Genomic DNA, 11,013 nt, shown 5'->3' on the forward strand with positions numbered 1-11,013 from the left:
CGAATCGTCGGGTGACGGCCGAATTCGGTGCTTGTCTGTGGAGGTGCCCCGTGCTGGGTCCCGTGATTCTCGCCGCGTCGCGCAGCGACCGGATGCGACGCCTGATCTCGGCGGCCCCGGTGACGAAGCAGGTCGTCGACCGCTTCATCCCCGGTGAGACGGTCGCCGACATCGTGCCGATCATCCAGGACCTCACGGCCAAGGGCCTGGAGCTGACGATGGACGTCGTCGGCGAGGACATCACCACCCCCGAGCAGGCCACCACCGCCCGCGACGCCTACCTGGCGCTGATCGACCACCTCGAGCAGCTCCGGCTCGGCGAGAAGGTCGAGATGTCGGTCAAGCTGTCCATGTTCGGCCAGGCGCTGGACGGCGGCCACGAGCTGGCCCTCGCCAACGTCCGCCCGGTCGTCGAGGCGGCCGCCGCCATCGGTACGACCGTGACGCTGGACGCCGAGGACCACACCACCCTCGACTCGATGTTCGCCATCCACGAGGAGCTGCGGAAGGACTTCCCGCAGACCGGCTGCGTGATCCAGGCCTACCTCTTCCGCACCGAGGCCGACGCCCGCCGCCTCGCCGCCGCCGGCAGCCGCGTGCGCCTGGTGAAGGGCGCCTACAAGGAGCCCGCCGAGGTCGCCTACCAGCAGAAGCACGAGATAGACAAGGCGTACGTCCGTGTCCTGCGCATCCTCATGGAGGGCGAGGGGTACCCGATGATCGGGTCCCACGACCCGCGCCTGATCGCCATCGCCCAGGAGCTGGCCCACAAGGCCGGCCGCAAGCTCGACGAGTACGAGTTCCAGATGCTGTACGGCATCCGCGGCGACGAGCACCTGCGGCTGGCCGCCGAGGGCCACCGCATGCGCGTCTACACCGCCTACGGCACCGACTGGTACGGCTACTTCATGCGCCGCCTCGCCGAGAAGCCGGCCAACCTGCGCTTCTTCGTCCGCAGCATGATCACCAAGGGCTGAACCGAACACCCGCTCAAGATCAAGGAGTCAAGGATCTCATGGACGCTGTGACCCAGGTCCCCACCCCCGTCAACGAGCCGGTGCACGGCTACGCCCCCGGTTCGCCCGAGCGCGCCCGTCTGGAGGCCAAGCTCAAGGAGCTGGCAGAGAACCCGGTCGAGCTGCCGATGACCATCGGCGGCGAGAAGCGCATGGGCGGTGGCGAGCCGTTCCAGGTGGTGCAGCCGCACAACCACAAGTCCGTCATCGGCACGCTCCGCAACGCCACCCGGCAGGACGCCCAGGACGCCGTGGACGCGGCCCTCGCCGCCGCGCCGGCCTGGCGCGCGATGTCCTTCGACGACCGTGCCGCGATCATCCTGCGCGCCGCCGAGCTGCTCGCCGGCCCGTGGCGCGAGACGATCGCCGCCTCCACCATGCTGGGGCAGTCCAAGACCGCCCAGCAGGCCGAGATCGACACCCCCTGCGAGCTGGTCGACTTCTGGCGCTTCAACGTCCACTACGCCCGCCAGATCCTCGCCGAGCAGCCCCCGGCGAACTCCCCGGGCGTGTGGAACCGCATGGACCACCGCCCGCTGGAGGGCTTCGTCTACGCGATCACGCCGTTCAACTTCAGCGCCATCGCGGGCAACCTGCCCACCGCGCCCGCCCTCATGGGCAACGTGGTGGTCTGGAAGCCGTCCCCCACCCAGACCCACGCCGCCGTCCTCCTCATGCAGCTGCTGGAGGAGGCGGGCCTGCCCAAGGGCGTCATCAACCTCGTCACCGGTGACGGCATCGAGGTCTCCGAGGTCGCCCTGCACCACCGCGACCTCGCCGGCATCCACTTCACCGGCTCGACCAAGACCTTCCAGTACCTGTGGAAGACGGTCGGCGCCAACATCGAGAAGTACCGCTCCTACCCGCGCCTGGTCGGCGAGACCGGCGGCAAGGACTTCCTCGTCGCCCACCCGAGCGCCGACCGCGCGGTGCTGAAGACCGCCCTGACCCGCGGTGCCTTCGAGTACCAGGGCCAGAAGTGCTCCGCCACCTCCCGCGCCTACATCCCGGCCTCCATCTGGAACTCGGGCTTCAAGGAGGAGTTCGCCGCCGAGGTCGACTACCTCACCATGGGTGACGTCACCGACCTGTCGAACTTCATCGGCGCCGTCATCGACGACCGTGCCTTCGCCAAGAACAAGGCCGCGATCGACCGCGCCAAGGCGGACCCGACCTGCGAGATCATCGCGGGCGGCAGCTACGACGACTCGGTGGGCTACTTCGTCCGCCCGACCGTCATCGTCTCCACCGACCCGGAGAACGAGGTCTTCCGCACCGAGTACTTCGGCCCCGTCCTCGGCGTCCACGTCTACGAGGACGACAGTTACGACGAGATGCTGGAGCAGATGGAGTCGGTCTCCGACTACGCCCTGACCGGCTCGGTCATCTCGGGCGACCGCGCCGCGGCGGCGTACACGATGGAGAAGCTGCGCTACGCGGCCGGCAACTTCTACATCAACGACAAGTCCACCGGCGCCGTCGTCGGCCAGCAGCCCTTCGGCGGCGGCCGTGCCTCCGGCACCAACGACAAGGCCGGCGCCCCGCAGAACCTCATGCGCTGGACGCTGACCCGTGCCATCAAGGAGACCCTGGTCGCGCCGACCGACTACGGCTACCCGCACATGGGCTGACCAGCCCCCACGAACACGGGCCGGGAAGCGCGCCGCACGAGCGGGCTTCCCGGCCCGTCGCCAGTCTCCGTCCGTCCCACCGGGTTCATGACGGATAGTTGGGCCATGACCATCGGACTGCGTCTCGCCCACACCGCCGACCTCGATCCGTGCGAACTCCGCGCAGCCCGCGCCCTGTTGGACGCGGCGTTCGACGGTGGCTTCGGTGACGAGGACTGGGACCACGGGCTCGGCGGTCTGCACGCCCTCGTCCACGACGACGCCGGACTCGCCGCACACGGGGCCGTCGTGATGCGGCGCGTCCGGCACCGGGGGCGCTGGCTGCGCGCCGGATACGTCGAGGCCGTCGCCGTGCGCCCCGACGCCCGGCGCCAGGGACTCGGCGGGCGGGTGCTCGGCGAGCTGGAGCGGGTGATCGAGCGGGCGTACGACCTCGGCGCGCTCTCGGCGAGCCCGCAGGGCGCCCTGCTCTACACCGCCCGGGGCTGGCGGCAGTGGGGAGGCCGGGTGCACGGCCTGTCGCCGGACGGGATCGTACGGCTGCCGGAGGAGGAAGGCGACATCTACGTGTGGCCCGCGCACTCCGGGGCGCTCGACCCCGCCGCGGAGTTCGTCCTGGACTGGCGCGACGGAGACGTCGCCTGACGGATCGTCAGATTGCTCGGACCAGTGTCTTGCCCGTGTTGCCGCCGCGCAGCATCAGCAGGAACGCCTCCACGATCCGCTCGAAGCCGTCCACCACCGTCTCGTCCGCCGTCAGCGCTCCGCTGCGCAGATGCGGTACGGCGAAGTCGTACAGCTCCTCCTGCGCGTCCCGGTGGTCCTTCACCAGGAAGCCCTCGATGCGCAGGCTCTTCTCCACGACAGCGGCGTGATCGAACAGGACGGGCGGGGCGTCCGGGGTGTTGTACTGGCTGATCGTGCCGACCCGCACCACCCGGCCCCGCTCGCGCAGCGCGCCGATCGCCGCGCCCAGGTGGTCGCCGCCGACGTTGTCCACGAAGACGTCGACGCCGCGGGGGGCCGCCTCGGCCAGCAGCTCGGCGACCGGAGCGCCGTGGTAGTCGAAGGCCGCGTCGTAACCGACCTGCTCCGTCAGGTGCCTCACCTTCTCCGGGCCGCCCGCGCTGCCGATCACCCGGCCCGCGCCGAGCAGCCGGGCGAAGCGTCCGGCCGCCGTGCCGACCCCGCCCGCCGCGCCGGAGACGAACACGTCCTCGCCCGCGCGCAGCCGGGCGATCCGGGTCAGCGCGACGTACGCCGTCAGACCGGTGCCGCCCAGCACGCTCAGGTACGCCGACAGGGGTACGCCCGGGTGGTGCGGGAGCCGCCGGACCTCCTCGGGGCCCACCACGGCGTGCGTGCGCCAGCCCTGGCGGTGGAAGACCACCTCGCCCTCGGGGAGCGCCGGTGCGCGGGAGGCGACGACCCTCCCCAGGGTGCGGCCCTCCAGAGGAGCGTTCAACTCGAAGTCCCCGTCCATCATTTCGCGGTGGTACGGGTCCACGGACCACAGCAGGTTCTCCACCAGGGCCGTACCGGGCGCCGGGGCGGGCACCGGGGACTCGACGAAGCGGAAGTGGTCCGGGGTGGGGAAGCCGACGGGGCGGGCGGTCTGCTGCACGGTGCGCGCGATCTCGGTCATGGCGGGGACGGTAGGCAAGGAATGCCCGCCGCGGGCAGGGGGTTGGGCTCATGCAACGGGCCGATCCATGAATCGGCCTCATACACACAGGTGGGAGCCCCCGAGTGACAGCAGCCGACCTTGCCCCGCAGGAGTTGAGGATCCTGGTCGCCGTCGCCGACGAGGGCGGCTTCTCCGCTGCGGCCGCCCGGCTCGGGGCCACCCAGTCCGCGGTCTCCCACGCCGTGCGGGGCATCGAGCGGAAACTGGGGGTCGTGCTCTTCGAGCGGGGACGGTTCGGCGCCCGGCCCACCGCCGCGGGGGAGCGGGCCGCGGCCCATGCGCGTCGCGTGCTGCGGATGCTCCAGGCCCTCGCCGCCGACGCCCGGGGCGCCGACACCGGCGAGATCGCCGGGCCGTTGCGGATCGCCGCCTTCCGCAGCGCGGCCCTGCATCTGCTGCCGCCCGTCCTGCGGCGGCTCGCCGAGCACCGTCCCGGCGTCGAGGTGAGCGTGACCGTCGTCAGGGAACTGGGCGCCGGCACCGCGGGCGAGGTCGCCGCCGGGCGGGCCGACCTCGGGATCGCCACCCTGAGCGGACCGCCGCCGGCCGGACTGGTCGCCGGGGCGCTGCTGGAGGAGCCGTACTCACTGGTGCATCCGGCGGGGCACCCGGAGCCGCGCGCCCTCCCGCTCGTCGACTGGGCGGAGAACTGCGGCTCGTACACCCGCACATGGTGGGCGGCCCAGGACTGGATCCCGGCGGCGACCGTGAGCGCCGAGGACGACGGTGCGGTGCTGTCGATGGTGGGCAGCGGGCTCGGCATGGCCGTGATGCCCGCGCTCTCGCTCACCGGGGCGCCGCCCGCCGTCGAGATCACCGACCTCGGGCCGGACCGGCCGTACCGCCGCGTCGGCTATGTCACCACCCCGGAACTCGCCGCCACCGACGCCGTGCGGGCCCTGATCCGCGCCCTGCGTTCCGTCACCCTGCCGACCCCCGGACTGCCGTCACTCGAACGCACGAAGGACCAGCTCAGAGCGGTGTGACGGGGGCCGCCGTCTCAGATAGTAGGAAGTCCGAGTAACTGTGCAGACAGATGCGGGGCGCTGCCTTAGCTTTGTAGGAGCCGAACGCATCGCTCGATCCAGCGAACGGCGGTCGTGAGCCGGGCCCGTGCAGGCAACCCCTGCGGCCCTGCGCTCCCCGCCCATCCGGCGTCTCGTAACCCCCTTTGCGTGCTCCATGTTTGCCGAAGGAGTCGATTTCCATGGCCGAGACGACCGTCCGCCGCCGAGTCCGCCACGTGTCCCCCACGAGCGAGTCCGACCGCAAGAACGCCGCCGCCGCCCTCCAGCGCGCCCTCGACCGCCGCGACAACGGCGGCGAGACCGGCCACTGAGGGCACCACATGCGATGTCCGAATGGCGGACATCGCATGTCATCACCTGGGACGAGGAGTAGGGTGCCCGCATGTCTCGCAGCATCAATCTCGCAGTGATCCCCGGTGACGGCATCGGCCAGGAGGTCGTGGCCGAGGGTCTGAAGGTCCTCTCCGCCGTCCTTCCGCAGGATGTGAAGCTGGAGACCAAGGAGTACGACTTCGGCGCCAAGCGCTACCACGCCACCGGTGAGACCCTCACCGACGCCGACCTCGCGGCGCTGAAGCAGCACGACGCCATCCTGCTCGGCGCCATCGGCGACCCGTCGGTGCCCTCCGGCGTCCTCGAGCGCGGCTTCCTGCTCAAGCTGCGCTTCGCCTTCGACCACCACGTCAACCTCCGGCCGAGCAAGCTGCTCCCCGGGGTGGCGACCCCGCTCGCCGGCCAGCCGGAGATCGACTTCGTCGTCGTCCGCGAGGGCACCGAGGGCCCGTACACCGGCAACGGCGGCACCATCCGCACGGGCACCGAGCACGAGGTCGCCACCGAGGTCTCCGTCAACACGGCCTACGGTGTCGAGCGCGTGGTCCGCGACGCCTTCGCCCGCGCCCAGGCCCGCCCGCGCAAGAAGCTCACGCTGGTCCACAAGAACAACGTGCTGACCTTCGCCGGCCACCTGTGGACGAACATCTTCAACCAGGTGGCCAAGGAGTTCCCCGAGGTCACCACCGACTACATCCACGTCGACGCGGCCACCATCTACCTGGTCACCGACCCGGCCCGGTTCGACGTGATCGTCACCGACAACCTCTTCGGCGACATCATCACCGACCTCGCCGCAGCCGTCTCCGGTGGCATCGGCGTGGCCGCGTCCGGCAACATCAACCCCGGCCGCGCGTTCCCGTCCATGTTCGAGCCGGTCCACGGCTCGGCCCCGGACATCGCCGGACAGGGCAAGGCCGACCCCACCGCCACGGTCCTGTCCGTCGCCCTGCTGCTGCGCCACCTCGGCTACGACGGCGAGGCCGAGCGCATCGACACGGCCGTCGCCGCCGACCTCACCGAGCGCGCCTCGCTGGGGACCCGCAGCACCTCGCAGATCGGCGACGCGCTCGCCTCCCGAGTAGCCGGCTGACCCGGCGCTCCACCACGAGAAGCCGCCGGGTCGCACGACCACCCGGCGGCTTCCCCATGTCCCCGCCGGGTGCCACCATCGACCCCTGGGCCGCTTTCACCCCCATTCCTTCCGCCCCGGCCCCCGCGCGATAATCGGACGCGGAGCCGCGGTATGAGGGAAAGCTCGGACGTCCTATCACCGGCCGGAAGGCCGGGGACGGGCGTAGAAGCGGCCTTGTCACTACAACCGGTGAAGGACAACACATGACGACGCCCACGATCGAGCTCAAGCCCTCCGCCAGCCCGCTCGCCGCCGCCGAGCGCGAGGCGATCCTGGCCAGCCCCGGGTTCGGCCGCCACTTCACCGACCACATGGTGACGATCAAGTGGACCGAGGGCCGTGGCTGGCACGACGGCCAGCTCGTTCCGTACGCGCCGATCCCCCTCGACCCGGCGACCAACGTCCTGCACTACGCCCAGGAGATCTTCGAGGGTCTGAAGGCCTACCGCCAGCCCGACGGCTCGGTCGCCCTCTTCCGCCCGGACCAGAACGCCAAGCGCTTCCAGCGTTCCGCCAAGCGCCTGGCCATGCCCGAGCTGCCGGTCGAGACCTTCGTCGAGGCCTGTGACGCGCTGGTCCGGCTGGACCAGGACTGGGTGCCGGGTCACGGCGGCGAGGAATCCCTCTACCTGCGCCCGTTCATGATCGCCACGGAGGTCGGGCTCGGCGTCAAGCCCGCCAACGAGTACCTCTTCCTCGTGATCGCCTCCCCGGCCGGGGCGTACTTCCCGGGCGGCGTGAAGCCGGTGTCGATCTGGGTCTCCGAGGACCGCGTCCGCGCCGTCCCCGGCGGCATGGGCGACGCAAAGACCGGCGGCAACTACGCCGCCTCCCTGCTCGCCCAGGCCGAGGCCGCCGCCAAGGGCTGCGACCAGGTCTGCTACCTCGACGCGGTCGAGCACCAGTGGGTCGAGGAACTCGGCGGCATGAACCTGTACTTCGTGTACGGCGACAAGATCGTCACCCCGGCCCTCACCGGCTCCATCCTGGAGGGCGTCACCCGTGACTCCCTGCTGGCCGTCGCCCGCGACCTCGGCTACGCGTCCGAGGAGGGCCGCATCTCGGTCGAGCAGTGGCAGCGCGACTCCGAGAACGGCACCCTCACCGAGGTCTTCGCCTGCGGCACCGCGGCCGTGATCACCCCGGTCGGCACGGTCAAGCGCGCCTCCGCCGAGTGGAAGCAGGGCGGTGGAGAGCCGGGCGAGGTGACCCTGCGCCTGCGCCAGTCCCTGCTCGACCTCCAGCGCGGCACGCTGGAGGACAAGCACGGCTGGATGCACCGCATCGGCTGACGGCTCGGCGGGAACCGCCGCGACAGACCGCCGATCGTCCGCGGTCGGTCGGTCGGTCGCTCGCGGCGGCGCGGTTCCCCGCGCCTCCTCGCGCTACGCGCTCAGGGCCGCCTCGGACTCGTGCTCGGGTTCCGCGGCGGCCCTCGTCCGCTGTGTGCGGGACGTCAGCAGCAGATACACCAGCCCGCCCACCGCGCCCGACAGCAGGAAGCTGCAGTCGACGCCGCCGGTCAGACGCAGCAGCGGGCCCTGGTACGACGGCAGGGAGACCGCCAGCAGGCCGATGCCGGCGCCCAGCGCCCAGGAGGCGGCAGCGGGGATGTTCCAGCCGGCCCGGTACCAGTAGATCCCGCCCCGCGAGCGGCGGTTGAAGACCTGCAGGGCGTCGGCGTCGTACACCCCGCGACAGCGGACGAAGCCGATGAGGGTGATCACGGCCCACGGGGTGCCGATCGCGGTGAGCAGCAGCACGAAGGACGTCATCGCGGACTGCGCGTTCCAGGCGTAGTGGCCGACGAAGACGCAGACCGTGGCGACCACGGCGACCGTGTAGGTGGCGCGGGCACGGGAGGCCCTCGGCAGGATCGCGTCCAGGTCCAGGCCCATGGAGTACAGCATCAGACCGGCGTTGCCGACCGAGCCCGCGGAGGCGGACAGCAGCAGCGGGACGAGGTACCAGGTGGGCGACGCGCTGACCAGCGGGCCCGCGTAGTCGGTGGCCGCGCGGGCCGCGTACGCCGTGAAGGTGCCGAACAGCTGCGGCACCAGCAGGCCGAGGACCAGACCGAGCCAGGTGGAGTGCAGCACCCGGCGGCTGGAGTGGCGGGAGGGGGAGATGTAGCGGGTGTAGTCGCCGAGGAGGGTGATGAAGGCGATGGGGCCGGACAGGCCCGCCGCCACGGCCGCCAGGAACCAGGTCGGCCAGAACGAGCCCAGCAGATAGCCGCCGGCACCGGGCAGCGCCGCGGTGGTGAAGTGCGGGGCGTAGGCGAAGATCCCGAGGGCCAGCAGGGCCGTCATGCCGATCGCGAGCACGCGGGACATGGCGAGCAGCACCCGGTAGCCGTAGACCGCGCCCGCGACGGTCGCCGCCGCGAGCACCGCGTAGACGACGGCGTACGACGCCCCGTCCGCGGGCAGCCCGAACATCCGGCCGAGCACGCCGATCATCACGTCCCCGCCGATCCACACGGTCAGCGCCGTGTAGCCGAGGGCGAGGAGCAGGCCGACGACCGAGCCGACCAGCCGGCCGCGGACGCCGAACTGGGCGCCGGAGGACGTGGACAGATTCGTCGCGGTGCGCAGTGAGACCAGCGCGAGCGGTGCCGTGAACAGCGTGCCGATCACCGTGCCCGCGACGATCGCGCTCACCGACGCCCACCAGCCGAGCCCGAAGGACGGCGGCAGCCAGCCGAAGATGATCACCCCGAGGCAGAGGTTGGAGCCGAGCAGGATCGAGACGAGGTCGCGCGGACCACTGGTCCGCTCCTCGTCCGGGATGGTGTCGACTCCGCGCTGTTCTATCGGCATGGCTGGGTCTCCTTCGACTACCGCCAGAGAGTTTGAGCGACGTTCAATGTCTGTGAAGCTTTGCCTGCAGTCAATGCTTCTGTTTCATGAATTCTGTGTTTAGAGTGATGTTCTAAGCTGGCGATGGCAAGGAGGTGCCGCGACGTGAGACTGACCCCCACGGAACGTGACCGGCTGCTGCTCTTCGGAGCCGCCGAGCTGGCCCGTGCCCGCCGGGCGCGCGGCCTTCGGCTGAATGTGCCGGAGGCCACCGCGCTGATCGCGGACACCGTCTGCGAGGCGGCACGCGACGGCAGGCGGCTCGCCGAGGCCATCGAGGCGGCCCGGTCCGTGCTCGGCCCCGAGGACGTGCTGCCGGGCGTCGCCGATGTCGTCGCCGAGGTGATGGTCGAGGCCGTCTTCGACGACGGCTCGCGCCTCGCGGTGGTCTCCGACCCCATCGGCGGCGGCCTCGGCGAGCGGGCGCCGGGCGCCCTGCTGCCCGGACCCCAGCACACCGACCCCGAGCCGGCCGTCCGGCTCACGGTCACCAACACCGCCACCGTGCCGGTCTCCGTCACCTCCCACTTCCACTTCTTCGAGGCCAACCCGCGCCTCGACTTCGACCGCGCCCGCGCCTACGGGATGCGGCTCGCCGTGCCCGCCGGGTCGTCCGTGCGGTTCGGGCCGGGGGAGAGTGAGGAGATCGGTCTCGTACCGATCGGCGGCGAGCGGATCGCGATCGGCTTCGCCGGACTGGTCGACGGGCCGTTGGACGCGCCCGGGGCGAAGGAGGAGGCCCTGAGGAGGGCCGCCGCATGCGGATACCGCGGAATCACGCCGGAAGGAGGCGAGGAGCGATGAGCCGCTCGAAGGGACGCGAGGTGAGCCGGGCGATCCATGTCGACCCGCACGCCTACGCAGCCACCCACGGCCCCCGCGCCGGTGACCGCATCCGCCTCGGCGACTCCGGGCTCGTCGTCCGCGTGGAGTCCGACTCCCAGCGCTACGGCGACGAGTTCCTGGCCGGGTTCGGCAAGACCGCCCGCGACGGACTGCACCTGAAGGCGGCGGCCGTCCGCGACACCTGCGACGTGGTCATCAGCAATGTCGTGGTGATCGACCCGGTGCAGGGCATCCGCAAGGTCTCCATCGGCATCCGCGAAGGCCGGATCTGCTCGATCGGGCGGGCCGGCAATCCCGACACCCTCGACGGCGTCGACGTCGTCGTCGGCACCGGCACCTCGATCGTCTCCGGCGAGGGGCTGATCGCCACCGCCGGGGCCGTCGACACCCATGTGCACCTGCTGTCGCCGCGCATCATGGAAGCCTCCCTCGCCTCCGGGGTGACCACGATCATCGGGCAGGAGTTCGGCCCGGTG

10 protein-coding genes and 1 pseudogene are annotated in these 11,013 nt (G+C 71.4%); 9 read left to right on the top strand and 2 right to left on the bottom strand.

Going from position 1 to position 11,013, the window contains the following annotated elements; translation table 11 throughout:
* Window positions 1-50: 50 nt before the first annotated feature.
* The 3 genes from AQI95_RS29665 (at window position 51) to AQI95_RS29675 (ending at window position 3,292) form a co-directional block, all read left to right on the top strand.
* On the top strand, window positions 51-977 hold the full coding sequence (locus tag AQI95_RS29665; protein WP_067130593.1) for a proline dehydrogenase family protein: 927 nt from the start codon (window positions 51-53) through the stop codon (window positions 975-977).
* Between the two features lie 38 nt (window positions 978-1,015).
* Window positions 1,016-2,647 (top strand): L-glutamate gamma-semialdehyde dehydrogenase, encoded by a 1,632-nt coding sequence (pruA, locus tag AQI95_RS29670; RefSeq protein ID WP_067130596.1) that lies wholly within the window; start codon window positions 1,016-1,018, stop codon window positions 2,645-2,647.
* Window positions 2,648-2,752: 105 nt separating this feature from the next.
* Window positions 2,753-3,292: a GNAT family N-acetyltransferase gene (locus tag AQI95_RS29675; RefSeq protein ID WP_067130599.1), complete on the top strand. Its 540-nt coding sequence runs from the start codon at window positions 2,753-2,755 to the stop codon at window positions 3,290-3,292.
* Between the two features lie 7 nt (window positions 3,293-3,299).
* On the opposite strand, the gene AQI95_RS29680 is transcribed toward AQI95_RS29675, so the two are convergent.
* Window positions 3,300-4,292: an NADP-dependent oxidoreductase gene (locus AQI95_RS29680; protein WP_067130602.1), complete on the bottom strand. Its 993-nt coding sequence runs from the start codon at window positions 4,290-4,292 to the stop codon at window positions 3,300-3,302.
* A 104-nt stretch (window positions 4,293-4,396) separates the two neighbouring features.
* Between AQI95_RS29680 and AQI95_RS29685 the strand changes: the two genes are divergently transcribed.
* From AQI95_RS29685 to AQI95_RS29695, 4 genes are all read left to right on the top strand, one after another.
* Entirely contained in the window at window positions 4,397-5,320 is a 924-nt protein-coding gene (locus AQI95_RS29685; protein WP_067130605.1) for a LysR family transcriptional regulator, read from the top strand.
* A gap of 221 nt (window positions 5,321-5,541) precedes the next feature.
* Window positions 5,542-5,673: a hypothetical protein gene (locus AQI95_RS49915; RefSeq protein ID WP_107121789.1), complete on the top strand. Its 132-nt coding sequence runs from the start codon at window positions 5,542-5,544 to the stop codon at window positions 5,671-5,673.
* A 71-nt stretch (window positions 5,674-5,744) separates the two neighbouring features.
* Window positions 5,745-6,788: a 3-isopropylmalate dehydrogenase gene (locus AQI95_RS29690; RefSeq protein WP_067130610.1), complete on the top strand. Its 1,044-nt coding sequence runs from the start codon at window positions 5,745-5,747 to the stop codon at window positions 6,786-6,788.
* Window positions 6,789-7,033: 245 nt separating this feature from the next.
* Window positions 7,034-8,122 carry a branched-chain amino acid aminotransferase gene (locus AQI95_RS29695; protein ID WP_067130613.1) on the top strand — a complete coding sequence of 363 codons (1,089 nt, stop codon included), beginning with the start codon at window positions 7,034-7,036 and terminating at the stop codon, window positions 8,120-8,122.
* 93 nt (window positions 8,123-8,215) lie between these two features.
* Here the strand turns inward: AQI95_RS29695 and AQI95_RS29700 are convergent, their stop codons facing one another.
* Entirely contained in the window at window positions 8,216-9,652 is a 1,437-nt protein-coding gene (locus AQI95_RS29700; protein WP_067130616.1) for a cytosine permease, read from the bottom strand.
* A 144-nt stretch (window positions 9,653-9,796) separates the two neighbouring features.
* On the opposite strand from AQI95_RS29700, the gene ureA reads away from it, so the two are divergent.
* The gene (gene ureA / locus AQI95_RS29705; protein ID WP_067130620.1) at window positions 9,797-10,495 is read left to right on the top strand and encodes an urease subunit gamma; all 699 of its coding nucleotides are present in this window, start codon (window positions 9,797-9,799) and stop codon (window positions 10,493-10,495) included.
* Window positions 10,492-11,013: pseudogene (locus AQI95_RS48095) on the top strand (urease subunit alpha); the annotation flags it as partial. The gene ureA and the pseudogene AQI95_RS48095, both read left to right, overlap by 4 nt.

It is taken from the genome of Streptomyces yokosukanensis (assembly GCF_001514035.1).
GTDB lineage: Bacteria > Actinomycetota > Actinomycetes > Streptomycetales > Streptomycetaceae > Streptomyces > Streptomyces yokosukanensis.

Bases quoted from the DNA above. Each gene is read 5' to 3' on its own strand.
- pruA (WP_067130596.1), top strand. From the start codon at position 1,016: ATGGACGCTGTGACCCAGGTCCCCACCCCCGTCAACGAGCCGGTGCAC.
- AQI95_RS29675 (WP_067130599.1), top strand. From the start codon at position 2,753: ATGACCATCGGACTGCGTCTCGCCCACACCGCCGACCTCGATCCGTGC.
- AQI95_RS29680 (WP_067130602.1), bottom strand. From the start codon at position 4,292: ATGACCGAGATCGCGCGCACCGTGCAGCAGACCGCCCGCCCCGTCGGC.
- AQI95_RS49915 (WP_107121789.1), top strand. From the start codon at position 5,542: ATGGCCGAGACGACCGTCCGCCGCCGAGTCCGCCACGTGTCCCCCACG.
- AQI95_RS29690 (WP_067130610.1), top strand. From the start codon at position 5,745: ATGTCTCGCAGCATCAATCTCGCAGTGATCCCCGGTGACGGCATCGGC.
- AQI95_RS29695 (WP_067130613.1), top strand. From the start codon at position 7,034: ATGACGACGCCCACGATCGAGCTCAAGCCCTCCGCCAGCCCGCTCGCC.
- AQI95_RS29700 (WP_067130616.1), bottom strand. From the start codon at position 9,652: ATGCCGATAGAACAGCGCGGAGTCGACACCATCCCGGACGAGGAGCGG.